Here is a 24,852-nt window from a genome sequence, read left to right on the forward strand (position 1 = left end):
ACATAGCCGGCGCGCTCGTAGAAGCGATGCCGTCACGTTGGCGGTGAGGACCCACAAGAGCAGCAGGTCGAGGCCATGGGCATGAGCGCGGGCGTGCACGGCTTCGAGGAGCGTGCGGCCGATTCCGGACCCGATGAGTGAGGGCTGAACGTACAGGGCGTAGAGCTCACCCGTGGTCGTACTCGTTCCGGTGTCGTGCGCGGGCCCGAGGCAGGCCCAACCCGCGACGTGCCCATGGGCGTCGACCGCTACCAGGTTGGTCGTGGTCGTGCCCTCCTTCGACCTCGCGAAGTGCTGCCGGCGGCTGCTGAGCATCTGCCTCGACCGTCATGGCATCGAGGAAGGTCTGGGGCACGATCCCGGCATACGCGGCCTGCCAGCCGGTCACGCGTACCGCTGATACAGCCGGGACATCGGCTTCCGTCATGACGCGTACAGTCAACATCCCGGCACCGTACGAGACCGTCGCCACGACCGCCTGGGAATTACGCGCGCCGCTCGGCCCGGAATCGGTAGACCGCCCAGCCGGCACCGAGCGCGGCGCCCGTCCAGACGATGACCTCGGCCAGGATGATGCCCGGGGTCAGGGTCATGTGGGGCCGGGGCGGCATCAAGAGCATCTGCGCGGCAGCGCCCACCGGCACCGTCAGCGCGGCGAGCAGACCGGCTGTCCCCGGGCGCCTGATGGCTGCGCCCACCGCGCCCAGGGCCGTGCCGAACAGCACGCTCGCCGCCCACCACAAGGTCAGTTCCGACTCGTACCAGGCCAGCGGTTCGCCTCGGATCGAGGAGTCCATCACGTAGTACGCCGCCGTGGCCGCTATCAGCGCCAGGGCGCCGGTCAGCGCGCCCCTTGCCCATGTCCTGGCCAGCCAGCCCGTCGCCACCGCGAGCGCGGCCCACGCCCAGCCGGAGTCCATCAACAGGCTGAGCACCTTGGCGGCGCCGGCCAAGACGGTGCCCGTGATGGACGCTCCGAGCGGCAAGTACGGAGAGGAGAGCGTGTTGACGAGCGAGGTCGCCACCCCGAAGAGTGCCCCGATCGCGACGCCGATGATGATCTTCATACCGGGAGAATATCCATCACCCCGGGAGCAGCGAGAGCGGTGGGGCTGTCGCCGCCCGGAGCGGGCGGTTGCGGACGGAGCCGACCGGATTTGAACCGGCGTCCTCGCGGATTTGGAGTCCGCGCGCGTCGACCTCTGCGCTACGGCTCCGCCCACCCCGGCATCTTAAGTCGATCCGTTGCCCTTCCCACCACTCGTTTTCATTCCACCCCGAGGCCGGCGCGGTGCTCAGGGCGAGGTGTCCGGTGTCAGGGGAGGGCGGGGATCGCGTCGCGCGTCTCGTCGACCTCGATGCCGGCGGTGCGGCGGTCGAGCGCGCCCGGGGGTGCCTCGTCCGCACAGACGGTGCCCCGTGCGGGCAGCGCCAGGGTGGCGAGGTAGGCCGTGGCCAGGGCGCTGACGCACGCGCTCCGGTTGTAGGCGGTGTGTCCTTCGGCGTCGAAGGTCAGCAGCCGCCCGTTGTCCAGCGTCCCGGCGAGGGCCACGGCGTCCTGGTACGGGGTGTCCGGGTCCCCGGTCGTGCCGAGGATCAGGATCGGGGCGGAACCCGCCGCCCGGTAGGAGCCCTCGTACCGGCTCGGCCGCTCGGCAGTCCACTGGGCGCAGGTGGGCGCGTGGTTGTGGTCGTAGGTGGGCGGGCCGAGGCCGATGGCCGGTCCCAGCAGCGGCGCCGCGGCGACGTGGGCGCTGACCAGCGTGCCCAGGAGCAGGCGGCCGGCCGGGTAGGCGCGGTCGGCGCACTCGACGGCCATGTTGACGTTGAGGAAGTCGAAGGACGCGGGTGAGGGCGGTGACAACAGGAACGAACCCTGGCGGTTCTGGGCCGCCCGCAGGGCTTCGCCCAGATAGGGCCAGATCTCCTTGCCCGCGTTGATGTTGAACATCAGGCGGTAGGCGAGGGTGTAGCCGGTGGCCGGGCGTCCGCTCGCGGTGATGACCGGTTCGGCGTCCAGCGCCCGCTTGAGCTGTTCGAAGGCCTGCCGCGGCCGGCCTTCACCGAATCCGCAGGTGGTGGCGTTCTGCGCGCACCAGTCCAGGAACCGGCCGACCGCCGCGTCCAGGGCGACGAACTGCGGGCCGTCGTAGGCGTACGGCACGTCCGCGTAGCGCCGCGGATCATAGGCCCCGTCCAGGACCATGGCACGCACCCGCCGCGGGAACTGCGCGGCGTAGACGGTGCCGACGTGGCTGCCGAAGGAACGGCCGTAGAAGGACAGCGTCTCCTCGCCGAGGGCCTGGCGCAGCAGGTCGATGTCCTTGGCGTTCGAGCCGGTGCCGACGAACGGCACGAGGTCCCCGGACCGTTGCCGGCAGGCGGTGGCGAAGTCGGCGCCCTGCCGGATGGCGCCGTGCAGGGCGCCCGGGCCGGGCACGCCGCGTGCGGCGTCGACGGCGGCGGAGTACTCCTTGTCGTCCCAGCACTCCACCTGTCCGCTCCGCGCCACGCCGCGCATGTCGTACCCGACGACATCGAAGGCGTCACGGAGGGAGGCGGGGAGCGCGGCGTAGCTGTTGCGGGCGAAGTCCACGCCGGAGTTGCCGGGTCCGCCGGGGTGCAGCAGCAGGACGCCGGTGCGGTGGGCCTGGTCGGCGGCGAGCCGCCGGGTGACCGCGAGGGGGATCGTCCGCCCGGTGGGTTGGCGGTAGTCCAGCGGTACTCGGGCGGTCGCGCACTCGAAGCCGTCCCCGGGGGCGTCGGCGTTCGTGCCGCAGGGGCCCCAGGACAGGACGGGAACGGGTGGGGCGGCGACGGCGACGGGCGTCGCCGTGGCAACCCCGGGCGCGGCCCCGAGGAGCACGGTGACCGCGATCAGGACGAGGGTTAACCCCCACACCAGTCGTTTGCGGGGGTCATCAGCCAAGCGGGTCTGCATCCGGCGATCCTCCGTCATGAGTTGCGGAACGGCCGCCGACAACGTAGCCGCCGACCGCCGAGCGTGTCGTCCCACCGGGAGTTGATTTCCCGCTACCCCAGGAGGTGACCCCTCGTCCCACCCAGGGAAGCGTCCGGCCAGGACCCGGGTGGTACGTTCCCGGATCGCCGGGGCCGGGCTTGACCTGCGGCAGGCCGCTCACGCGTAGCTGAGGATCACCATGAGCGCCGTGCACTCCGCGAGGAGCTGGGCCGCCAGTGCGGCCTGCCGTACACGCAGCGCGGGCGCGGCCAAGGCGACGACGAACGCCACGACGGCGATGCCCGCGCTCCAGCCGAACAGCCAACCGGGCAGCCCCTGGGCGCACTGCTCCCCGTACGTGACGCAGCGCGCTGCCCGCTCGGACGACAGGGTCAGCACGCCCGCCGCCAAGGCGGCCGGGACGAAGAGCACGGCGGACAGGACGGCCAGGAAGCGGGAGCGGTCCCTTCCCCGCGGCCTGCGCCTGGGCCGGGGGAGTCACAGAGGGGGAGGTTTCGTTCATGCCCCGATCCAACACGGTCTGCAGAGCCGGCGAAGCCGCTCGGCTACTCACCTCCGGGTGCGCTCCGTACTCAGACGGCGCAAGGCCAGGGTCAGCAGCGGCGGGCCTTCCACGCCAAATGCCGGGAATGCACGTGGGTCCACAGGACGCTGCGCTCGGCGGCTGAGGTGTCGTCGAGGGTGAGCCGAACAGGTCGGTGAGTGCTCCGAACCAGTCGCCGGCGGTGTCCAGTTCCCGTTGGCTGCGGCCCGTCGCGTCCGTCCGGCCGAGGACGCAGCCCTCGAGTGCGTCCACGCCGTGGGGATCCCTGCGGATCGCGGAGAAGATGCGTACGAAGCCCGACTCCGGTGACGTGGACAGTTTCCGGTGCCATTCGGTGAAGTCGTCCGGACCTGCGGGGGCCAAGGAGAAGTCCATGCCGACGAACGTGCCGCGCGGGTCGTGGTCGAACCGCCAGCCGCCCGGCTCGACGCCCGAGCGGCTCAGCCGGTAGGTGAAAGGCCCCTGCCGGTACGTCGCCGCGCGCAGGGGAAGCGGTTCGTGCAGCGCATCACCGAGCCCGACGTCGACGAACCACGACCGGCCTTCGCACGCCACGACGAGCGTGAGATGGTCGCCGGTCACTCCCGGCGCAGGGCTCTCCGGCGCGCCGTGGACTCCGCCGCGATGCCAGGTGACCGTGTAACCGAGTGCGTGCAGCAGGGTGGCGAAGGCGCCGTTGAGGTGGAAGCAGTACCCGCCGCGCCCGCGCAGGATCCGGGCGACGGATTCCCGCGGATCGGTGGTTGTCGGCCGTCCCAGATGGATCTCCAACGTCTCGAAAGGCACTCGTTCCACGTGCGCCGCATGGAGCGCATGGAGGCCCGCCACCGAGGGCGGGACCGGATCCGGGATCCCCAGGCGTTGCAGGTAGCTCTGCACATCGGCTTTCCGCATGGCTGCGACGCTAGCCAATGGCAGGGAACCCGAGCCTCGGCTGCGCGTCGGGTATCCCCGTACTCCGTTGGTCGTAGGACCTGTGCCGGGATGCGGCAGTAACTCGGTTGCGGTGCCTCGAGCCCCTGGACGAAGATGCATGCATGAGCAGAGGGAACGACGAGGCCGACGAGGTTGATGCGGCCGATGAGGTCGACGAAGCGATCGCAGGTGAGTTGCGTCTGATGGACCCCGGCGTGCGCTCGTCGCGGACGTCGGCCCGGGAACTCCTTGACCCGCACTTCGTGGAAGTCGGTGCCTCGGGGCGGCGGTGGACGTACGAGGAAATCCTCGCCGCGCTGCCCGAGATGGACGGTGCGGCGGACGACGGCCCGCGCTACGAACCCTCGGAGATGACCGGCGTCGTGCTGGCGCCCGGGCTGGTGCACCTCACCTACGAGACCACGATCGGCGGAGACCGGGCACGACGCAGTTCGCTCTGGCGCAAGGGGAGCGCGGGCGCCACGTGGCAGATGTACTACCACCAGGCCACACCCGTTCCGCCCGAGGGCATGTGACGTGGCGATGCCCGGTCCGCTCCGCAACGGCGAATCGCTGTTCGTCGCGCCTGCGGGCGACACCGGAAGCGGGCTCGGTCAGGGCCGATCGGGGTGGCCACCGCCCGATCGGCCCCCGGGTTCGCCGATCGCTACACCTCGTCGCCCTCGACGTCGCCTTCGCGCAGCCGGTCCTCTTCACGGCGACGCCTGGCCTCGTCGTCCGGATGGCGGGAGACCTTCTCCGGCTGCTGGGGGCGCGTCGGGTTCTTGCCGGTGGGGTGCTTGGGGCCCGTCCCGATCTCGTCGGGTCCCTTGCCCGACTGTCCCGACTGTCCCGACGGGCCCGGCTGCCGTTTGTCCTGCGTACCGCCCATGACGGTGGCTCCTCGCGATAGGGAGGTCTCGGAAGTTCGACCAGTCACACGTTGACACGGGCAGTGACATTGCGCATGGCTTCGGTCACTCACTGCCGCAACGGCGGCTCCGAGCCCCGTCGCGGCTCCGTCCGGCAGGCGCCGCTCCGCAGACAGCGTGGCGTGCGCGTGCGGCCGGTGGCGGGGGACGATGAGATGGCCGGGAGCGCAGACGCCGGTACGTGATCACCGCCCGGCATAGGGCCGCAGCCTTCGGCGGCCGGAAGGAGAGCCCGGAGATGGGTGCAATCGAGCCCTCGCGGGACGGTCCCGAGGGGGCGGGGGCCGCCACGTCCGCGGGGGCCGCTACGTCCACCCCGGGGGCCGCTACGTCCACCCCGGGGGCTGCCACGTCCACCCCGGGGGCTGCCACGTCCGGGCCGGGCGGCCTGCTCGATGTGCTGAGCGTGGCCGCCATTCTCCTCGATGCCGAGGGCAAGATCGATCTGTGGAGCCCGCAGGCCGAGGACCTGTTCGGCTACACCGCCGAAGAGGCACTCGGAGCGTTCGCGGGCCACCTGCTGGTCCATGAAGACGACCTGCCGGACGTGCTGGGCATGTTCTCCCAGGTCATGGAGGGAGGGGGCAGCTGGGTCGGAGTCTTCCCCGTCCGGCACAAGGACGGAAGCACGCGCATGGTCGAGTTCCGCAACATGCGGCTGCTCGACTCCCAGCAGGAGTACTACGCCCTGGGCCTTGCCGCGGACCAGGCGACCGTACGGCAGGTGGAACGGGACCTGGCACTGTCCGCCCGGCTGGTGGCCCAGTCGCCGGTCGGACTGGGCGTGCTGGACACCGACCTGAGGTACGTCTCGGTCAATCCGGCGGAGGAACGCCTCAACGGCGTGCCGGCCGCCGAGCACATCGGCCGGCACGTCCACGAGGTGCTGCCGGCCGTGGGCGCGTCCTTCGAAGCGTCGATGCGCGAGGTCCTGGCCACCGGCATCCCCATCGTGGACCAGTACACCGTTGGCCGTACGCCGGCCGACCCGGATCACGATCATGCATGGTCGATCTCGTTCTACCGGCTCGAAGCCCCCAACGGGACCGTGCTGGGCGTGGCCACCTCCAGCGTGGACGTCACCGAACGGCACCGGGCCGTCGAGGAACAACGCCACACCGCCCTCACCCTCCAGCGCAGCCTGCTGCCCCACACGCCACCGCGGCGGCCGGGCCTGGAGGTCGCCACCCGCTACCGCCCCGCCCAGGCCACGATGGAGATCGGCGGCGACTGGTTCGACGTGATCCCCCTGAGCGGCGACAAGACCGCACTCGTCGTCGGCGACGTCATGGGCAGCGGAGTCGCAGCCGCGGCCACCATGGGCCAGCGTGCGCACCGCCACCCGGACGCTGGCCGATCTCGATCTCGACCCCGCCCAGGTCCTGCACCACCTCGATCACGTCACCGAGGGTCTCGACACGATCGCGACCTGCGTCTATGCCGTCTACGACCCCCACACGGCCCGGTGCCACCTCGCCCTCGCCGGGCACCTGCCGCCCGTCCTCCTCCACCAGGACGGGAAACGCGAGCTGCTCGACCTGCCCACCGGCGCGCCGCTGGGCGGCTGCGGTGTCGCCTTCCACACCGTCGGCCTCGCCCTTGAGGTGGGCGACCAACTCGTCCTCTACACCGACGGCCTGGTCGAGACCCGCGATGAGCCGATCGACACGCGTCTCGAAGTCCTCCTCGACGTCCTGGACGACCCGAGCCGCCTCGCTGGACGAGACCTGCGACCTGCTCCTGCACACCATGCGGCACCCGGGAGACCACGACGACGTGGCCCTGCTCATCGCCCGGGCCACGCCGACGACCGGGCAGGCCGACTGAAACGCGCCCGCGCCGATCGTCGGGTCCGCTGCTCACGGCAGCCGGGGCACGGCGCATACCGGCGCGCGGGACGCTTTTTTGTCCGTGGGACAGAAGCCTTCCCCAGAGCTGCGCCGTGCGGGGTAGCCTCCGAAAGGGGCCGCACTCCGGAAAAACTATTCCGAAAGCGCGTGTCCGGCGCGCGTTGCGTTCGGAATCGACCGGTACTCGCGGACCCGCGGACACGATGTACCTGTACCTGTACCTGTACCTGTACCTGTACCTGCACCTGCCGTCGTCTGCGCACCGCGCACTCCCTGGAAGGACACACGTGAAGGACTCGAAGGACAGGCTGGAAGCACTGCGGGCCGAGATCGAGCGCCGCAACCCCGCGCAGCCCGAGTTCCACCAGGCGGTACGGGAGGTCCTCGAGACCCTGGCCCCCGTCTTCACCGCCCGCCCCGAGTACGCCGACCCGGCCGTGGCCCTGGTGGAGCGGCTCACCGAGCCCGAGCGGCAGATCCTCTTCCGCGTGCCGTGGCAGGACGACCGGGGCCGGGTCCACGTCAACCGCGGCTACCGCGTCGAGTTCAACAGCGCGCTCGGCCCGTACAAGGGCGGCCTGCGCTTCCACCCGTCGGTGGACATCGGTGTGGCGAAGTTCCTCGGCTTCGAGCAGATCTTCAAGAACGCCCTGACCGGACTCGGGATCGGCGGCGGCAAGGGGGGCAGCGACTTCGACCCGCACGGCCGGTCGGACACCGAGGTCATGCGGTTCTGCCAGTCCTTCATGACCGAGCTGCACCGGCACATCGGAGAGCACACCGACGTGCCCGCCGGGGACATCGGTGTCGGCGGCCGCGAGATCGGCTACCTCTTCGGCCAGTACCGGCGCATCACCAACCGCTGGGAGGCCGGCGTCCTGACCGGCAAGGGGCAGGGCTGGGGCGGCTCCGCGATCCGGCCGCAGGCGACCGGCTACGGCAGTGTGCTGTTCGCCGCCGAGATGCTGAAGGTCCGGGGCGGGTCGCTGGACGGGCTGACCGCGGTGGTCTCCGGCTCCGGCAACGTCGCGCTGTACACGATCGAGAAGCTCCAGCAGCTCGGTGCGAACCCGCTGACCTGCTCGGACTCCCAGGGCTACGTCGTCGACGACAAGGGCATCGACCTCGCACTGCTCAAGCAGGTGAAGGAGGTCGAGCGCGGGCGCGTGAGCGAGTACGCGGCGCGGCGCGGATCCTCGGCGCGGTTCGTGCCGGGCGGTCGGGTCTGGGAGGTGTCGGCGGACATCGCGTTCCCCTCCGCCACGCAGAACGAACTGGACGCGCGGGACGCCCGTACGCTCGTCGAGGGCGGGGTCAAGGCGGTCGCCGAGGGCGCCAACATGCCGACCACTCCCGAGGCCGTACGGATCCTGCAGGATGCGGGGGTCGCGTTCGGGCCCGGCAAGGCCGCCAACGCGGGCGGGGTCGCGGTCAGCGCCCTCGAGATGAGCCAGAACGCCGGCCGGGTGGCCTGGAGCGCGCAGCGGGTGGAGGACGAGCTCGCCGGCATCATGCGCTCGATCCACGCCGTCGCGCACGAGACCGCCGAGCGGTACGGAGCCCCGGGCGACTACGTCACCGGCGCGAACATCGCCGGCTTCGAGCGGGTCGCGGACGCGATGCTGGCGCAGGGCGTCATCTGATCCGACGACCACGCCTGACCCAGGTAGGCCACCTGGGTCAGCAGCCGCCGGGGCGGGGCGGGGCGGGCCGGGCCGGGGCGGGCCAGGGCGGCGCGGCCGCCGCCGCCGGTCTCCTCGGCGGCGGCCCCGGCTGGTCGCGCGGTGACCCGAGGGCGAGGCAGCCGTGCGGCGCGGCCCCCGAGTACGGGACGCACCTCGCCCTGGCGGCGCCACCGGCGCTGCGCCAACCCGGCAACGTGTCGCAGACGTGCACCCGTGGACACCAGTGGAAGGGCCGAGTCCGCATACGGTCGAGCAACCGGCCGAGCCTTGCCGCAGCACCGCACACCTCTGGTGGGGGCCGGCCCTCCTCGACGCCATGACCGGAACGGGAGCAGCCGATGCTTCTCTACGCCCAGACCCCAGCACGGCGCACCTGCCAGATCCTCGCGGACCTGATCGCCGTGGTCCTGATCGCCGCCGCGGTGAAGTTCGCCCTGGCCGTCCACGACGCGATCATGCTGCTGGCCGAGCCGGGGCGCAGGGTGGAGAGCTCCGGCGAAAGCCTCGCCACCGCCCTCGACGACGCCGGCGACACAGTCTCGGACGTGCCGCTTGTCGGCGACCTCCTGAAGAAGCCGTTCCGGTCCGCAGCCGACGCCGGCACCGGGCTCGCCGACGCAGGACAGTCGTTGCAGGACACCATCAGCCAGTTGGCCACCCTGGCCGCGGTCGCCCTGATCGTCGTCCCCGTGGGCGCTCGTACTCCTGCTGTGGCTCCCCCTGCGCCTGCGCTGGATCCGGCGCAGCGCCACCATCCGACGCCTTCTCGACGCACCCGGAGGCGCCGACCTGCTCGCCCTGCGCGCCCTCACCGGACCGCCGGGCGACCTCTTCACGATCTCCGTCCCGCCGGCCGGCCTCGCAGACGCCTGGCGCCGCGGCGACCAGCAAGTCGTCGCCGCCCTGTCCGAGATCGCGCTCAGGCGAGCGGGCTTGCGGCCCTGACGGGCGGAGCGGGGAAACCGGATGGATTGCCTGCCAGCCCTTCGGCATGATCAGGTCATGGCCGGAATGAGGATCGTGGTGTGCCTGCCGGGTTCGGCAGCGGGGCGGGTGGACGAGGCGGTCGCGGAGGCGGTGGCTCCATTCGAACGGGAGAAGGGCCTCGGCGCGGAGTTCGACATCTGGGACCACTACCGAATCTGCGGCGGTGCCTCCGGTGCCGGCTTCGCCGTCCAGGCCGGCTTCGAGTCGGATCCACGGCTCGTGCACGACCGGCCGCGATACGACGGCACGAGCGAGCCCAGTCTGCCCGGCATGTGCGCGGGCGGCCCCCGCGGTCTGCTCGACCTCAGTGCGAACCACGCCGAGTCCGTCACCCTGGCCGGCCGAGCATGGGACCTGTGGGCGGACCTGTCCGGCCGCCATCCCGCTCCTCAGCCGTACGAGCCTTTCCTGGAACGCAGCAAGGCGGAGATGGGAGTATCGCCCTTCGCCCTGTCCCAAGTGGAGGGCGAGCCCGACCCCTGGACACCGGCTTACGAGCGCTACCAGGCTCAGCCCCTCATCGGCGCCTACCTGTCAGCGCTGGACGAGCTCAGGAGCGCTGCCCGCACCCACCGTTACGGCAGTGGTTTCCTCGACATCCGGGATCCCCTCAAGAACGTCGGCGGTCTCTCCCGCGAGGACTTCATCCGCGGCCGCTCGCAGTACGACGGGGCCAGGTTCCCCAATGTGCTCACCCTGGACGGCTGGTGGTACGGGGACGGCGAGGAAGGGATCCACAGGGCCTGCGGCGGCCGTGCCGTGTGCCCGCACGTACCGGACATCGCATCGGGAGCGCAGCAGGACGTACAACGCCATCTGGACGGCGTGCCGGACGACGCTCTCCTGGTCTTCCTGCACCTTCATGTCTGAGCGGGAACGGCCGGGCAGGCGCAAGCCCACCGGGGCGTGGCAGGGTCCGGCCGGCTCGCCGGAGGACAACTCGGTGCGGGTCCCCCAGACTCGTTTGTAAGGGAAGCCGCCCTACCTGCCGTCCCGCGGGGGCCCGCCGTGCACGATGTGCCCTACTGGCTGTGAATCGTCTTCGCCGCGACGGTCCTGCTGTCGCTGGCGATCGACCTGCTTGCCCACCGGGAGGCACACGTCATCGGCTTCACGCGAGGCAGCCGCCTGGAGCGGCGTGTGGGTCGAGCCTGGCCCTGGTCTTCGGCGCGGTCGTCTTCACTCGTCCTCGGCACCACGGCCGGCACCGAGTACACGACGGCCTGGCTGCTGGAGAAGAGCCTGTCGGTCGACAACCTGTTCGTCTTCGCCGTGATCTTCGGCTACTTCAAGGTCCCGCGCGCCTACCAGCACCGCGTGCTGTTCCTGGGGGTGCTGGGCGCCCTGGTGTTCCGTGGCCTGTTCCTCGCCGCCGGCGTCGCCGTCGTCAGCCGGTTCACAGCCGTCCTGTACGTCTTCGCGGCGATCCTCTTCTACAGCACCTACAAACTCCTCAAGGACGAGGAGGAGAGCTTCGACCCCGGCAAGAGCTTTGCCGTACGGATGCTCCGCAAGATCATCCCGGTCCGGGACGAGTACGCCGGGGCGAAGTTCTTCGTCAAGGAGGCGGGGAAGCGGGTCGCGACGCCGCTGCTCGCGGTGGTCGCCGCGATCGAGGCCGCCGACCTGGTCTTCGCCGTGGACAGCGTGCCCGGCCGTGCTCGCGGTGAGCAGCGACGCCTTCATCGTCTACACCAGCAACGCGTTCGCCATCCTCGGCCTCCGGGCCCTGTACTTCATGCTGGCCGGCATGCTGGAACGCTTCCATTACCTCGGCAAGGGGCTGGCGCTGATCCTCGCTTTCATCGGCGTGAAGCTGGTCCTGCAGGCCTCCCACAAGCTGATCAACCCGGCGATCCCGGAGATCCCCTCGCCGGTGAGCCTCGCCGTGATCGTCGTCGTACTCACCGTGTCCGTGGCGCTGAGCCTGCTAGGCCACCGCCGCCGACAGCGGCGAGCCCGCACAGGACAAATGACCGCCTACCCAAAAGAGCCCTTCAAATCCGGGCAAACTGGGATTAAAGTCGGTACATGTACGGAGAAAAGCACCATGCGGCGACCCGCCCCGGGCAACTGTGCCCGTCCTGCAAGCAGCCACTGCCGACCACGGTCCAGCGGTACAAGACGATGGGCGTCTACGTCCCGCTGTACGCCGAGGCCCCCTGCACGAATCCCTCCTGCACCGGAGCCGCGCAAGCGACCCGCCGGCCACCGCAAACCGACCGGCTCGGGGGAGCCGAGGACCAAGCCCCCTCCTGACCCATCGACGGCTCCCCGCTCTCCGTGTCGTCGAACACGGTTGCGGGAGCTGGGTGCGATCCTGCATGCATGAACCATCTCGGCGACGTGCACCTGCGCACCTGGACGCTGCGCTTCATGGCCCTCCTGGCAGCCGAGACCCAGGGTCAGCTTGTCTGGCTGGGCGAGCGTGAGCTGGAGACGAAGGACGTCGTCGAAGAGGTGGAGCTCCTCTGCCGTGTCTCCGAAGGACTCGCGGAGCGCGGAGTCTTCGAGCCCGAGGATCTGCGCACTCTTCGGGCCATCGGCCGCCGCCTCGGCGAGATCGATGCAACCTGCCGCGTCGGCCTCTGGGACAACGCCCTGACCGCCGATCCGGCGTGGGACGACATACGTTCTCTCGCCCGCCGGTTTCTCCTCACGAGCCTGGGCGACTGGCGTCAGCCACTGCCACGTCCCGCGCGCCCGCACACGGGCGCCCACTGAGCCCTCCAGGCCGCTCGTCCGACTCTGACACAGTCGGCGCCGCACACTGAATCGCGGGAACGTCGCGACTGCGTTCGGCCGCTCTCCCCGCGAGGGCTGGGGACTCGCCGCCGGCCGCGACAGCGGCGAAGCGGTCATCGACCACTACCCCGGCGCCGTTCCCCGGGTGTTCACCGGCGCGGCCCTTCACCGCGTCGCCGTCGACCAAGGGGTGCTCGGTGGTGGTGACGGGTGTCATGTGGCGGGAGGGCAGGGCGGGTTGAAGTCGACCGCCGTGAAGTGTTGCGCCCACTGGGCTCGGCTGATCCGGGGGTACGCGCTGTCGCAGATGCGGGCGGCGACCCTGTCCAGGCTGGTGTCCCACAGCCGGATCGTGAAGTCGTTGCCGCCGGTGGCCAGGGTATGGCCGTCCGGGCTGAATGCCACGGCTGGGACGGGGTTCGAATGGCCGGTGAGGACAGTGGGAGCGGCAGCCCCACCACTCAGGTCCCACAGCAAGGCCTTGCTGTCCCCGGCGCCCGCTGCCAGTCGGCGGCCGTCCGCGTCGAAGATCAGCTGTAGAGCCAGCCGCCGGACGCCGGTAGCCGCGTCGCCTTCGCCGCACGGCCGATGTCGCTGACGTCGATCAGCCAGACCGTCTTGTCCGTTCGGTGGAAGGCCGCCAGCCTCCGGTTGTCGGGGCTGAACACGCCGCCGGTCAGAGGGTCGGATCGGAGCGGGGACGGCAGTTCCCGGGGGCTGCGCGGATCGCTGATGTCCCAGAACCGCAGCGAACCGGACTCGCCGGTGCTCGTCACCAGCGTGCGGCCGTCCGGCCGGAAAGAGGCCATCGTGACGACCGGGCCGTCCTCGGCGATCCGGCTCAGCGGCCGGGGGTTGCCGGGATCGGTCAGGTCCCACAGTTCGGCCGTCTCTTGTGCCCGGACGGCCAGCAGGTGCCCGTCTGGGCCGAAGCCGGCCCCGCCGACCTCGCCGGCCCCGGGGGTGAGGACCGATGTCAGCCGCGGTCTCCGCGGATCGGTCACGTCCCAGACGCGGACGGTGCCGTCCTCGCTGGCGGTGACGAGGATGCGCCCGTCCGGGCTGAAAGCCACGGACCGGACGAACCTGGTGTGCCCGTGCAGGACCGACAGCGGCCACAGGGCCCGGCCGCCGCCGGTGACCTGCCACAGCCGTGCGGTGCCGTCCCAGCTGGCGCTGGCGAGCAGGCGGCCCCCGGGGTCGAACGCCAGGGACGTGACCACGTCGTCGTGGGTCGCGAGCGACAGATCCCGCAGGTCCAGGAGCCGGTCGGAGTTGGCGAGCGTACGGCCGTCCGGGCTGAACGCGGCCTGGTAGAACCCGCCCTGAACCGTTCCGGCCCGCTTCGGGTTCGCCGGGGCTGCGAGATCCCAGAACAGGGTGGACCCGCCCACCGAGACGAGCGTGCTGCCGTCCGGGCTGAAGGCCACCGACCAGACGATCGCGGGATGGCCGAGCAGGACGGCCGGAGGGGAGGACCGCTGCTTTCTGCGGGCCGCGGCGGCCGGCGATGTCCCAGACCCGCGCGGTGCGGTCCCAGCTCCCGGTCGCCACGGTCCGGCCGTCGGGGCTGAAAGCGGCCGAGGTCACGGTGTCGGTGTGTCCGCGCAGGACGTCGAGGAGGAGCGGATCCGCAGGGTCGGTGACATCCCACAGTCGGGTGGTGGTGTCGCCGGTGGTCGCCAGCGTGCGCCCGTCCGGGCTGAACGTCACCGACGTGACCGTACCGGTGTGGCCCGCCAAGGTGGTGGCCAACAGCCGCGGGTGGCGGGGATCGTTCACGTTCCACAGCCGCGCCGCGCCGTCGGTGTGGCCGGTGGCGATGACGCCGCCGGGCCGGTACGCCACCCACGTCGGCGCGGACCGCTGATCCGGCAGCGTGGTCAGCTCGGCGGGTACACGCGGGTTCGCCACGTCCCACAGCCGCACCGAGGCGTTCGCTCGCCGTGGCCAGGACACGGCCGCCCTCACCGAACGCCACCGCCATCAGCCGCTCCGGCTGGTCCACGACGGCCAGCTGTACGGGGTGGTGGGCGTCCCCGATGTCCCACAGCCGGACCGTGCGGTCCCAGCTCGCGGTGGCCAGGACCGTGCCCTTCGGGGCGACGGAGATCGAGACCACGTCGGAGGTGTGGCCGGTGAGCCGGCTCGTGCACGGCACCGCGAACGCGCTCATGAGCTGGTCGCGGACGTCGCCGGTGGCGGCCAGCCGGTACGCGGCCAGGTTCAGCTGCGCGGCGAGCGACGGGTTCTGCTGCCGCACCTCGGCCGCGTCCGCGGCGGCCTTCCGCGCAATGGCCACGTTGCGCTGCCGGATGGCCGAGTCGCGGGAGTCGACGGCCAGCCCGCCCGCGGTCGCCGCGATGACCACCAGCACGGTGAGCAGCGTGACCAGCTGCCGCAGGCGGACCGTCCGTCGCCTGACCGCCACCATCTCGCCGGCCTCCGCTTCCCGGCTCGCGTCGAGGAAGCGCCTTTCCTTGGAGGTGAGCCGGCTGCCCTCCGCGGCGGCCAATTCCAGCGCCGCGGCCAGGCGGGCACCCCGGTACAAGGCGTGCGGGTCGCGCCCCTGCCGCTCCCAGCCGGAGGTCGCGTCGGTGAGCTGCCGGTGCAGGAGCAGTCGGTCCCGGTCCTCGGTCAGCCAGCCGCGCAACCTCGGCCAGCACCGGATGACCGCCTCGTGCGTGATCTCGACGCACCCCTCGTCCAGCGTCACCAGCCGTTGCCGGGCAAGGGACTCGAGCACACAGGCGGTGTCGGGGTTCGGGTCCAGCTCGTCCCTGGTGATCCGGCGCCTGGTGTCCTCGGTACCGTCGCCCAGCGCGGTCAGCCGGAGGAACAGCGATCGGGCGAGGTCCTGCTGCACCGGCGACAGCGCCCGGTAGGCGGCCTCCGCGGTGTGGGCGAGCGCGTGCTGGATCCCACCGGCCGCCAGATACCCGTCCAGGGTCAGGCGGTTGCCGCTTGCGCCGACGCCAGGTCTCGACCATCGCGTGCGAGACCAGGGGCAACGCACCCGGCTGACCGGTCGCATCCGCGACCACGGCCGCCAGCAGCGGGCCGGTCACCGTGCAGTCGGCGAGCATGGCCGGCCGGGTGATGGCCTCGCGCAGCTCCTGGATGCTCATCGGTCCGACCGCGATCTGCGCGTCGCGCATCGCCTCGACCAGCCGGGGGTCCTGGACGCAGTGGCCGTAGAAGTCGGCGCGCACACCGAGTACCACCCGGGTCCGGCTGGTCGCCGCCGTGGTGGCCGCGATCAGCATGCCGATGAGCGCGTCCCGTTCGTCCCCGTCCCCGTTTCCGTTCCCGGTCCCGTTCGCGTCCCCGCAGAGGGTGAAGGCCTCCTCGAACTGGTCGACCACGATCAGCGTGTCGACGTCCGGCGTACGGTCGATCATGGCCTGCCGGATCCGCAGGTGCAGCGCCGCGGGATCGTCCAGCAGCTCGGCCACCAGAGCGCCGGGAGCTTCTCCCGTCACCGAGGCCAGGTGGATGGCGCACTCCTCCAGGGGATGCGGGCCCGGCGTGAACAGCATCACCGGCCACCCCGATGCCTGCGCGTGGGCGACGAGCCCCGCCCGCAGCAGCGAGGATTTCCCCGATCCGGACGGCCCGAAGACCACCAGGAACCGGTGCTCACGCACCTTCGCGAGCACCTCGCCGGTCAGCCGCTCGCGCCCGAAGAAGCGGTCGGCGTCTTCCGGCTGGAACGCCGACAGCCCCGCGTACGGTGCGCTCCGCCGGCTGGTTTCTGTTTCCCCGGGCTCAGCAGCGTGTGCGCTCGCGGCCATCTCGGCGGCGACCGCATGCCATCGGGTTTCCCATGCGCGGCGGTCACCCTGGCACGCCTCGACGTACGCGAGCGTGACGGCAAGGCTCGGAAACGTGTTCCCGCCCGCGGCGTCCGACAGTGTCGTGGACGAATAGTGCGCCCGTTTGGCCAGTGCCCGATAGGGCGGCCGTCCCGCCGCCTCGCGCAGCTTCCGCAGGTCGGCCGCGAACCGTGTCAGGGGACCGGTGTCCGGGTCGAGCGGGCGTTCGGGGCGTGGCATGGCTTCCTTCCCGCGTCTTTCCGCAGCCGTGATGGGTGGTGTTTGTCCAGCTTTTGATGTCCGGAACCCACGTTCCGGCGCCGGACAACAACCGGCGGCTAGACATGGCCCAGCGCAACCGCGCCAAGGCGACACGAAGGAGAAACCATGAGGTACGTGCGACGACTGATGCTGCTGGCGGCGGCCACCGGACTGCTGGCCGGCGCCACCTTGACCGGCGCGCCCGCGTTCGCCGCGGCGCCGCTCCTCAAGTCCAACCTGAACGGAAGGTGCGCCGACATCTTCATGTTCCATCAGGAGAACGGCGCCTCCACCGTGACGTGGGACTGCCACGGCGGCACCAACCAGCAGTGGCGCTGGGACGGTGAGCAGATCCGCTCCAGCATGAACGGCAAGTGCCTGGAGATCTACGCTCCCCACCTGGGTGACCAGGGCTCGGTGGCCATGTGGGACTGCAACGGCGGTCTCCACCAGAAGTGGTTCCGGAACGGCAGCGAAATCCGCAACCGGATCAACGGAAAGTGCCTGGACATCCTGGCTGGCCGGCCCGAGAACGGCCAGCTCCTGGTGAGCTGGGCCTGCAACGGCGCGCGGAGCCAGAGCTGGGACTTCTGAACGCAGGCCCGGCCCGGCACATCGCGTGCCGGGCCGGGCGGGCGCCCCGGTCGTTCATGCAGCAGCGGCCCAACACGTTTCACCGGTCTCATGGATGATGACCTCGTGGACACACCTTCCGACAGATGTACGGGCCGCTCTCCGGCTCTTCGCGTTCTACCTGGGTAACGGCACGTTGGACGTCGACCTGCTGGAAGGGATTGACTATCGCGCCCACTTGCTCGAATTCGGTTCGGACCTCGAGATGGTTTTCGCGATTTTCGCCAACGTTCTCGAAGTCGATGATCACGGACAGACGCTCAACGACGGCGACGCCCAGTACCGTGCCGCCCAGTGGATCCGTGAACGCTGCGACCCCGGATACCAGGTGGAGCCTCCCTTCGAGGCGTGGGAGACCGAGCTCCACGGCCCATGACCGCCGCGCGACGGCGCGGACCCCGCGGCCGAGGACTTCGACAACCTCCACGTCCGGGCCGGACAAGAGCCACGGGACCATCGGCTACAGAGAGGTGTTCATGACGAAGCGTCACGCGGTGGTGGCCGGGGCAGGGATCGGAGGCCTCACGGCCGCCATCGCACTGCACCGACGCGGCTGGCACGTCACCGTCTGCGAACGTGCCCCCGAACCCCCCACCACCGGCGCCGGCATCGGCCTCGCCCCCAACGCCCTGCGCGCACTCGACGCCATCGGCGTTGACGCCGCCCGCGCCGCCGGCAGCGCCGTCCCCACGACGATGGGCCTGCGCCGCGCCCAGGGCCGGTGGCTCACCCGGGCCGGCACCGCGGACATGGCGGCCCGGTACGGGATGGCCCCCATCGCCGTGCCGCGCCCGGCCTTCACCGCAGCCCTGGCCGCCACCCTGCCGCCGGAGGCCATTCGCTACGGCACCGCTGTGACCGGCGTGGACGACGCGGCGGGCCGCCCCATCGTCCGTACGGGAGCCGGCCCGGACCTTCCCGCCGATCTCGTCGTCGCCGCCGACGGCATTCACAGCCCTCTGCGGCGCGCGTACTTCCCCACCCACCCCGGCCTGCACTACATCGGCGAGACCGCCTGGCGAACGATCGTGGACGCACCGGACCTCCGGATACCGGCCATGAGCGAGACGTGGGGGAGGGGCGAGAGGTTCGGCGTTACCCCGCTCTCCGACGGCAGGTTCTACCTCTACGCCACCGCCGTCGTGCCGGCCGGCACCCGGTCGGCCGACCCCCGTGCCGAACTCCGGCAGCGCTTCGGCTCGTGGCACGACCCGATTCCGGCCCTGCTGGACCGCATCAGCCGCCTCGACCCGGCCGACGTCCTCCAGAACGACCTCTACGACCTGGCCGCACCGCTGCCCGGACTGCACCACGGCCGGATCGCCTGGCTCGGCGACGCCGCCCACGCCATGGCCCCGAACCTCGGCCAAGGCGGCTGCCAGGCCATCGAGGACGCGGTGGTCCTCGCCCACCTGCTGCCCGCCGGAGACAGCAGTGACAGCAGTGACAGCGCGGACAGCTGGATGAGTAGAGGCAGGGGCGATGGCGCAGACGGCACCGACTCCGTCCCGGCCGCCCTCGCCGCGTACACCGCCGCACGCCGCGACCGCACCGACGCCGTGCGCGTCCGCGCCCGCCGGATCGGCCGCCTGGGCGCCCTCCGCAACCCGCTCGTGGTGGCCGCCCGAGACCTCGCGGTCCGTGCCACCCCCACCTGCCTGGCGCTGCGCGGCATGGACGACCTCTTCAACGGCTTCCGCCTGCCCAGGTGAGCAGGGACCCGCCGGTGTCGCCGGCCGCGGCGCCCGGCGCCCGTACGAGCGAACGCGCACGGCAAGCCCGGTGGTCAGCAGCGTCGGGTCTGGTACGGCACGGGAACCGGTCCCGGTCCGGACGGTGTCGGGCACCGTCTCACGGCGACGAGGAAGGTCAGCGCGATTCCGCCCGCCACGACGAAGAGCGCGGTACGGATCCCGTCGGCGGTGGCGATGCGAAGCTGTTCACCGGAGAGGCCGTCGAGGCCGGCAGTCGCGACGAGGACGAGGACGGCCAGGCCGACAGCCGCGCCCGCGCCCGAGCCGGTGGAGGCAATACCCGAGGCAATGCCTTGCTGTCGGTCGGGGACTCCCGTCGCGGCGGCGATGAACATGGCGGTGAACACCACCCCGTCGCCGATGCTGAGCACGACGAGGCCGGGGACGAGCTCGATGTACGTGCCGTCCGGCGAGATCGCGAAGCCGATTGCGACCGCGCCGAGCGCACCGACGGCGAGGGCCGCGGCCAGCGTCCGCCGGAGACCGAACCGCGTCACGAGCTGGCCCGCGACCGTCGAACCGGCCACCACCACCGCCGTGGGGACGAGGAAGGCGGCGCCGGTCTGCAACGCGTCGTACCCCAGCACCTCCTGGAAGTAGAGGGACAGGAAGTAGAGGACGGAGCCGAAGGTCGCCATGAACATGAAGGCGATGGCGACGCCGGTGATCAGGTTGGGGTTGGCGAGCAGCCCGGGCGGCATGAGCGGGTCCGAGCTGCGCCGCTCGATGACGACGAAGGCTCCGATCAGCAGGAGGCCCGCCGCTGCGCTCACCAGGATGCCCGGTGAGAGCCAGCCCATGCCGGGGCCCTGCACGAGGGCGAACACGACGAGGCGTGACACCGAGGGAGACGCCGAGCGCACCGGGCAGGTCGAACGTGCGGCCTTCTCGCGTTCACCGTCCCGGGGATCACCACGAAGGCGAGCACCAGCGCAGGGCCGGCCAGGGCGACGTTGACGAAGAAGACCGCTTCCCAGCCGAACGCCTGCGTCAGGATGCCGCCGAGCAGCACGCCGATGACGAGTCCTGCGGCGCCCGCCCCTCCCCAGATTCCCAAGGCACGGTTGCGGGCGCGGCCTTCTCCGAAGGTGGTGTTGATGAGTGCCAGGGTGGTGGGGAAGACGAGGGCTCCGCCGAGACCTTGGACGGCGCGGGCGACGAGGAGCATTCCGGGGCTGGTCGCGAGTCCTCCCGCGAAGGCCGCCCCGGAATAGAGTGCGAGGCCGGCGGCCAGGATCCGGCGGCGTCCGAGGAGGTCGGCGGCACGCCCGCCGAACAGGAGGAAGCCCGCCGAGGCCACCGCGTAGGCGCTGATGACCGCCTGGAGCGTCTGCGCGGAATAGCCGAGGTCGCGCGCGATGTCGGGAAGCGCCACGACCACGATGTACTGGTCGAGCGAAACGATCAGCATGGCGAACGACAGGAGCGCCAGCGTCGCCGTCTCGCGGTTCCACCCGAGGCCGCCGGGCTGAGGCGAAGTCTCAACAGGTCCCACGGCAGCACTCCTGATGATCGGGGCAGGGCAGGGCAGCCAGGCAGACACAGGCGGCAAAGGACGTTGCCAAGACCCTATACAGCGCGCCCTCACCGTTCCCGTCAGCGACCCACGCGGAGGGCCGCGCTCATGCGCCCTTGTACTCGGTGCGGCCACGCGGCCCGCCGGTATCCGGGCCGCCCGCCCAAGGGGTGGAGTATGTCCCGATGATCCGCAACTGCGCTCGCGGTGCGGCCGTTGATGAAACGATCAAGCTTGCCTTTCGTGCAAGTGATCTGGAAGCCTCCGTTTGACTCACCTGTCACATGAGCAACGGAGGCAACCCCCACATGCCGGCCTAGGCGAATACGTCGCGCTTGGCTCGTGGCAGCTGCCGCGGCCACGCTCGCGCTCACCGGCCTCGCGGCGCCGGCCCAGGCGGAGGACCTTCCGCCGGATGCGCCGGAGTCCTGGACCCAGGAGCCCCGCGCGACCGCGGGCACCCCCTCGCCCCACGGCACGCGCGCCTGGACCGCTCCCGGTGGCGCCGCCTCGCCCGGTGACTTCACGCTGTCGCCCGGCGAGTTGAACGCCGAGACCACCAAGCGGGTCGCCCGCCTCGATTCGGTGCTGCCCAAGTCGGGCGTGCAGAACCTGCTGGCCGGTGCGAACCGCACCGTCCAGCCGTGGTGCTCCCGCGACTCGTTCGGCACCGCCCCGGACCCCGACGTCAAGTACTGCCTGCAGAACGACGACTCCGTCTCGCAGGAATGGGTCCCCCAGGGCTTCACCGGCGTCTCCGACGCCAAGGACAACGAGCTGTGGGGCGACGCCGGCAACATCCAGCTGTTCGCTCCTACGACGGCTGGGACCCGGGCCGGGAGAACGACCCGCTCCCGACGGCCGGCGACTGCACTCCTGCCGAGCTGGAGGACAACGACGCCTGCAACCAGAAGGGCGTCCGGATCACCTTCGTGCAGAGCCGGACCAACCCGGCCACCGGCAGTCCGGAGGTCAAGTACCGGCACGTCCTGCTGGGCTGGACCTACGTGAACTCCGCCGACCACGTTTCCTTCGACGGGCTGCACGCCGCCGAGTACCCGGATCCAGAAGGGCGTCCACGCCGGCGGAATCGTCTGGTACGGCAACTACCTCTACGTCGCGGACACCCGCAACGGCATGCGCGTCTTCGACATGCGCTACATCATGGACCTGGACCCCGACGGCGACCCCGGCACGCACGACGAGATGGGGACCGACACCGACGGGGTGAAGACCACCTCCAACGTCGAGGTCAAGACGAAGGTCGGCCGGCACGACAACGTCTGGTACAGCTTCGGCTACCGCTACGTGATGCCGCAGGTCGCCGCGTGGAAGTTCAAGGCGACGCAGAGCAACCCCAGGGGTTCCTACGCCTGTGTCTCCACCGGCGCGCCGAAGGCCTCCTACATCTCGCTGGACCGCAGCACCGTCCCGGACCGCCTGATCATGGGCGAGTACTGCCGTCCGGAGAGCGGCTACCCCTCCACCGGACGCATCGCCTCGTACCCGGTCTCGGCCCTGGAGGGGCGCTCCGCCGACGTCACCGCGGAAGGCTGGGCCAACTACCTGCCGATGGCCAACGGAGGCGCCCAGGGCGCGGCCGCGTACAACGGCACGCTGTACGTGAACGAGTCCAAGGGCACGGACGAGCCGGGCAACCTGTGGCGCTTCCAGTGGAGCAACGGCCAACTGGTCCAGAACGGCCAGGCCGTCAAGACCGCCCGGGGCGCCGAGGACCTCTACGTCGAGCGCGGCACGGGGCGGTTGTGGTCCGTCTCCGAACACCGCCGCCGGGGGCGGCGTCCGACTGCACGGCGAACTGGGACCCTGCCGATCCGGCGGGGACGGACTACCGCCAGCGAGTGCTCTACGCCCACGAAGCTGAGCTGGCTCGACAGCCGTCCGTAGCCCACGGTTCCTCACATCGCCCTCCTCCGCCACGCCCGCCGGGAGCCGGGAGGAGGGCGTCCACGTCCCGGCCATCGGAGGACCAGACGGCAGTGCGCCTTGTCCAGCACATCGCCAGGGGGCAGCCGGTGATCGGGGGTACCGGCCGGGTGGACGCTCAACCCCGGGTCGGCGCCACCACGCACGTCGCGGTCCCAGGTCCGGACCGTGGCCGCCAGCCGCGCCGCGAGCCGCGCTCCCCGATCGCCGAAGGCGTCCACGCGCCACTCCCACTCCTGCTCGGCCGGGCTGTCTCCGTTCCGGGTCTGCACATGGACGAGGCAGGCCAGCGAACCGTCTCCGAGGATCGCCGGCGCGTCACTGCCCTTCGCGATCCGGGTGGCGCCGGTGCCCTTCTCCACGTGCGCGGCCAGCCGGCAGAAGCCGGGAAGGGTCGTGGCCGCGTACAACTGGAGCGAGCCGAAGGAGAAGCCGCCGCCCATGGTCACCCCGGTGGCGACCTCATGGCGCGGCCCGCGCAGAGCTTCCTCCAGCCCCTCGACGGCGCGGGGATCCCCGTCGTCGAAGCGGACCTGCAACTCACCGCCGAGCAGGTCGACGACCGGGGTGGTACGGGCGTGCTCGCCCTGCGCCGGGACGAACCCGCAGTGCGTGAACTTCCGCGCGTGCAGCACGTCACCGCGCCGCTCGAACGCGACGGCCCGGGTGTAGCCGCCGATCTCCAGCGGTAGGACTCAGACGCCCGCCCTCGGCGAGCTGCTCCCGCCAGGCCGGGGCGATGTCCCAGACGTTGTAGGTGATCACGCTCCCGTCGAACCCGCCCCGGGGCGTGCTGCACCAGGGCCCCCGAGGCAGCGTCCCCCTGGAAGGCGACCACGCGCCCGCTGCCGGCCTCCGTGGTCAGCCGGCGGGTGCGGCGCACGACGTACGGGTCGATGTCGCAGGTGACCACCCGGCCGGCCGGGCCGACGACGTGGGCGATCAGCTCGGCGTTGTAGCCGCCGGATCCCGCCTCGTACACGATCGCGCCCGGACCGAGGCAGAGGCTTTCGAGCATGTCGGCCTGGAGCCATGCCGCGGATACCGAGCTGGTCGCCCGCCCGGTCTCGTCGCGACGGGTGACGATGGCCAGGTCCGCGTCGTACGAGGTCCTCAGGTCCTTCTCCGGCGCGTACCGGTGCCGGGGTACCGTGCGCAGCGCATCCCGCACCGGCGGGGAGGAAGCCCAGCCGCCGCTGACGACCGCCTCGGCCATCTGCCGGCGGAACCGGACGGCTTCGGACGGTTCGCCGGGCACGGGCGGCGGCTCGACGGCGAGCGGGTGGGCGTGGACGGGCGGTAGGCCCGGGACGACCCCGGGCCAGATGGCGTCCAAGGCCTGCGCGGCCGGGGTGAACACCGGGCCGACGCACGCCAGGGCGTGCAGATCGTGGAAATCCCACCGCTCGAACAGCTTCTGCTCGCGGTTGGTGAGGGCGCCGGACCAGGCGACGACGCGGACGACCGCGGTGAGCCGGGGCACGCCGTGGCTGTCGTCGACGAGCACCGTCACCACGTACGCGTCGTCAGGCGCGGCCGTCAGGCCGGTCTCCTCCGCGAGCTCCCGCACCGCCGCCGCAGCGAAGTCCTCGGATCCGGACGTCTTGCCGCCGGGCAGCTCCCACATGCCCCGGGTGGACCGGCCGAGCAGGACCCGACCGGTGGGGTCGGTCACGACGGCGAGGGCTCCCGTCAAGGCGTGGCCGGTGGGCGGGCGTTTCTCGACCGCCGTGGTGTCGGAGTGACAGGGGCCGCGCAGGACCAGGACGGCGAGCCCGGCCGCGTCCAGCCGCTCGGCCTGTTCCCAGCAGGCGGTGAGCAGCCGGATCTCGTCCTCGTCGAGAGCGATGTCGCGCTGTTGCTCCGGGGTCTGCTCGGCGGTCGGCGTGATGATCACGAGCGCGCCGCCGGGCCGCAGCCGTTCGCCGAGCGAGTGCAGGACGCGGCTGCGGTCGCGCAGGAACGGGTACATCAGACGCAGGGTGATCACGTCGTAGCCGTCCCCGTTCAGTTCCACGGGGTCGTCGCGTTCGATGTCCAGCCGCAGCCAGCGCACATCCTCGGTGCCAGGGCGCTCCTTCCGGGCTCGGTCGATCGCGCTGTCGGCGAAGTCGCAGGCGTCCACGGCGTAGCCGAGCGACGCGAGGTAGGCGGCCAGTTCCCCGGTACCACACCCCACGTCCAGCGCTCCGCCCGCCGCAGTCCGGCGCGGGGACGTGCTCGGCGAGCAGCGACCGCTCGACATCCCCCAGTTGCCGGAAACCCCTTCCGTCGGCGTAACACTG

At 71.4% G+C, this 24,852-nt stretch carries 22 protein-coding genes, 1 tRNA gene and 7 pseudogenes; 14 read left to right on the plus strand and 16 right to left on the minus strand.

Translation table 11 applies throughout. The features are described 5' to 3' along the window. Positions 1-87 precede the first annotated feature (87 nt). The 6 genes and pseudogenes from OG534_RS36900 to OG534_RS38865 form a co-directional block, all read right to left on the minus strand. Positions 88-315 (minus strand): annotated as a pseudogene (locus tag OG534_RS36900) (GNAT family N-acetyltransferase); the annotation flags it as partial. Between the two features lie 170 nt (positions 316-485). Next, complete coding sequence (locus tag OG534_RS36905; protein ID WP_326586089.1) at positions 486-1,067, minus strand: hypothetical protein; 582 nt, start codon at positions 1,065-1,067, stop codon at positions 486-488. Between the two features lie 75 nt (positions 1,068-1,142). Then, positions 1,143-1,217, minus strand: a tRNA-Trp gene (locus OG534_RS36910). Between the two features lie 98 nt (positions 1,218-1,315). Then, the gene (locus OG534_RS36915; protein ID WP_442807195.1) at positions 1,316-2,941 is read right to left on the minus strand and encodes an alpha/beta hydrolase; all 1,626 of its coding nucleotides are present in this window, start codon (positions 2,939-2,941) and stop codon (positions 1,316-1,318) included. A gap of 198 nt (positions 2,942-3,139) precedes the next feature. After that, positions 3,140-3,394, minus strand: coding sequence for a hypothetical protein (locus OG534_RS36920; RefSeq protein WP_326593341.1), 255 nt, complete (start codon positions 3,392-3,394; stop codon positions 3,140-3,142). A gap of 286 nt (positions 3,395-3,680) precedes the next feature. After that, positions 3,681-4,562, minus strand: a pseudogene (locus OG534_RS38865) (arylamine N-acetyltransferase family protein); the annotation flags it as partial. A gap of 2 nt (positions 4,563-4,564) precedes the next feature. Between OG534_RS38865 and OG534_RS36925 the strand changes: the two are divergent. Then, positions 4,565-4,978 (plus strand): nuclear transport factor 2 family protein, encoded by a 414-nt coding sequence (locus OG534_RS36925; RefSeq protein WP_326586084.1) that lies wholly within the window; start codon positions 4,565-4,567, stop codon positions 4,976-4,978. 131 nt (positions 4,979-5,109) lie between these two features. On the opposite strand, the gene OG534_RS36930 is transcribed toward OG534_RS36925, so the two are convergent. Further along, the gene (locus OG534_RS36930) at positions 5,110-5,334 is read right to left on the minus strand and encodes a hypothetical protein (protein ID WP_326586083.1); all 225 of its coding nucleotides are present in this window, start codon (positions 5,332-5,334) and stop codon (positions 5,110-5,112) included. A 278-nt stretch (positions 5,335-5,612) separates the two neighbouring features. Between OG534_RS36930 and OG534_RS36935 the strand changes: the two are divergent. The 7 genes and pseudogenes from OG534_RS36935 (at position 5,613) to OG534_RS36965 (ending at position 12,620) form a co-directional block, all read left to right on the plus strand. Then, a pseudogene (locus OG534_RS36935) lies at positions 5,613-7,201 on the plus strand (SpoIIE family protein phosphatase). 310 nt (positions 7,202-7,511) lie between these two features. Beyond that, positions 7,512-8,867, plus strand: a complete 1,356-nt coding sequence (gene gdhA / locus OG534_RS36940) for an NADP-specific glutamate dehydrogenase (RefSeq protein WP_326593342.1) — start codon at positions 7,512-7,514, stop codon at positions 8,865-8,867. Between the two features lie 380 nt (positions 8,868-9,247). Continuing rightward, entirely contained in the window at positions 9,248-9,904 is a 657-nt protein-coding gene (locus OG534_RS36945) for a hypothetical protein (RefSeq protein WP_326593343.1), read from the plus strand. Between the two features lie 7 nt (positions 9,905-9,911). Continuing rightward, complete coding sequence (locus tag OG534_RS36950) at positions 9,912-10,766, plus strand: hypothetical protein (protein WP_326593344.1); 855 nt, start codon at positions 9,912-9,914, stop codon at positions 10,764-10,766. 165 nt (positions 10,767-10,931) lie between these two features. Continuing rightward, positions 10,932-11,918: pseudogene (locus OG534_RS36955) on the plus strand (TerC family protein). A gap of 9 nt (positions 11,919-11,927) precedes the next feature. Then, the gene (locus OG534_RS36960; protein ID WP_326586078.1) at positions 11,928-12,155 is read left to right on the plus strand and encodes a hypothetical protein; all 228 of its coding nucleotides are present in this window, start codon (positions 11,928-11,930) and stop codon (positions 12,153-12,155) included. Positions 12,156-12,224: 69 nt separating this feature from the next. Beyond that, complete coding sequence (locus OG534_RS36965; protein WP_326593345.1) at positions 12,225-12,620, plus strand: hypothetical protein; 396 nt, start codon at positions 12,225-12,227, stop codon at positions 12,618-12,620. Between the two features lie 234 nt (positions 12,621-12,854). Here OG534_RS36965 and OG534_RS36970 read toward each other — a convergent pair whose 3' ends face one another. The 3 genes and pseudogenes from OG534_RS36970 to OG534_RS38870 all read right to left on the minus strand — a co-directional run. Next, entirely contained in the window at positions 12,855-13,118 is a 264-nt protein-coding gene (locus tag OG534_RS36970; RefSeq protein ID WP_326593346.1) for a WD40 repeat domain-containing protein, read from the minus strand. Between the two features lie 53 nt (positions 13,119-13,171). Then, on the minus strand, positions 13,172-14,101 hold the full coding sequence (locus OG534_RS36975; protein ID WP_326594030.1) for a WD40 repeat domain-containing protein: 930 nt from the start codon (positions 14,099-14,101) through the stop codon (positions 13,172-13,174). A gap of 64 nt (positions 14,102-14,165) precedes the next feature. Then, a pseudogene (locus OG534_RS38870) lies at positions 14,166-14,354 on the minus strand (hypothetical protein); the annotation flags it as partial. Here OG534_RS38870 and OG534_RS36980 point away from each other — a divergent pair. After that, positions 14,284-14,511 (plus strand): hypothetical protein, encoded by a 228-nt coding sequence (locus tag OG534_RS36980; RefSeq protein ID WP_326593347.1) that lies wholly within the window; start codon positions 14,284-14,286, stop codon positions 14,509-14,511. The pseudogene OG534_RS38870 and the gene OG534_RS36980 overlap by 71 nt on opposite strands. A gap of 225 nt (positions 14,512-14,736) precedes the next feature. Here the strand turns inward: OG534_RS36980 and OG534_RS38875 are convergent. Next, positions 14,737-15,675: pseudogene (locus OG534_RS38875) on the minus strand (nSTAND1 domain-containing NTPase); the annotation flags it as partial. Then, positions 15,662-16,696: pseudogene (locus tag OG534_RS38880) on the minus strand (ATP-binding protein); the annotation flags it as partial. The pseudogenes OG534_RS38875 and OG534_RS38880, both read right to left, overlap by 14 nt. A 147-nt stretch (positions 16,697-16,843) precedes the next feature. Between OG534_RS38880 and OG534_RS36995 the strand changes: the two are divergent. From OG534_RS36995 to OG534_RS37005, 3 genes are all read left to right on the plus strand, one after another. Beyond that, positions 16,844-17,311: an RICIN domain-containing protein gene (locus OG534_RS36995; protein ID WP_326593350.1), complete on the plus strand. Its 468-nt coding sequence runs from the start codon at positions 16,844-16,846 to the stop codon at positions 17,309-17,311. Between the two features lie 97 nt (positions 17,312-17,408). Continuing rightward, positions 17,409-17,726 (plus strand): DUF7677 family protein, encoded by a 318-nt coding sequence (locus OG534_RS37000; RefSeq protein ID WP_442807269.1) that lies wholly within the window; start codon positions 17,409-17,411, stop codon positions 17,724-17,726. A 100-nt stretch (positions 17,727-17,826) separates the two neighbouring features. After that, positions 17,827-19,062: an FAD-dependent monooxygenase gene (locus OG534_RS37005; protein ID WP_326586072.1), complete on the plus strand. Its 1,236-nt coding sequence runs from the start codon at positions 17,827-17,829 to the stop codon at positions 19,060-19,062. A 74-nt stretch (positions 19,063-19,136) separates the two neighbouring features. Here the strand turns inward: OG534_RS37005 and OG534_RS37010 are convergent, their stop codons facing one another. Together OG534_RS37010 and OG534_RS37015 are read right to left on the minus strand one after the other, a co-directional pair. Further along, positions 19,137-19,904 carry an MFS transporter gene (locus tag OG534_RS37010; RefSeq protein ID WP_326593352.1) on the minus strand — a complete coding sequence of 256 codons (768 nt, stop codon included), beginning with the start codon at positions 19,902-19,904 and terminating at the stop codon, positions 19,137-19,139. After that, a complete protein-coding gene (locus OG534_RS37015) occupies positions 19,874-20,599 on the minus strand; it encodes an MFS transporter (RefSeq protein ID WP_326593353.1) in 726 nt (241 codons plus the stop codon). Before OG534_RS37015 ends, OG534_RS37010 begins: the two co-directional genes overlap by 31 nt. A 363-nt stretch (positions 20,600-20,962) precedes the next feature. On the opposite strand from OG534_RS37015, the gene OG534_RS37020 reads away from it, so the two are divergent. Together OG534_RS37020 and OG534_RS37025 are read left to right on the plus strand one after the other, a co-directional pair. Then, positions 20,963-21,631: a hypothetical protein gene (locus tag OG534_RS37020; protein WP_326593354.1), complete on the plus strand. Its 669-nt coding sequence runs from the start codon at positions 20,963-20,965 to the stop codon at positions 21,629-21,631. Positions 21,632-21,757: 126 nt separating this feature from the next. After that, the gene (locus OG534_RS37025; RefSeq protein ID WP_326593355.1) at positions 21,758-22,528 is read left to right on the plus strand and encodes a hypothetical protein; all 771 of its coding nucleotides are present in this window, start codon (positions 21,758-21,760) and stop codon (positions 22,526-22,528) included. Between the two features lie 11 nt (positions 22,529-22,539). Here OG534_RS37025 and OG534_RS37030 read toward each other — a convergent pair whose 3' ends face one another. After that, positions 22,540-23,016: a hypothetical protein gene (locus OG534_RS37030; protein WP_326593356.1), complete on the minus strand. Its 477-nt coding sequence runs from the start codon at positions 23,014-23,016 to the stop codon at positions 22,540-22,542. Continuing rightward, on the minus strand, positions 23,013-24,746 hold the full coding sequence (locus OG534_RS37035) for a methyltransferase (protein WP_326593357.1): 1,734 nt from the start codon (positions 24,744-24,746) through the stop codon (positions 23,013-23,015). Before OG534_RS37035 ends, OG534_RS37030 begins: the two co-directional genes overlap by 4 nt. Between the last annotated feature and the right edge of the window lie 106 nt (positions 24,747-24,852).

The sequence above is a fragment of the Streptomyces sp. NBC_01294 genome, assembly GCF_035917235.1.
Lineage (GTDB): Bacteria > Actinomycetota > Actinomycetes > Streptomycetales > Streptomycetaceae > Streptomyces > Streptomyces caledonius.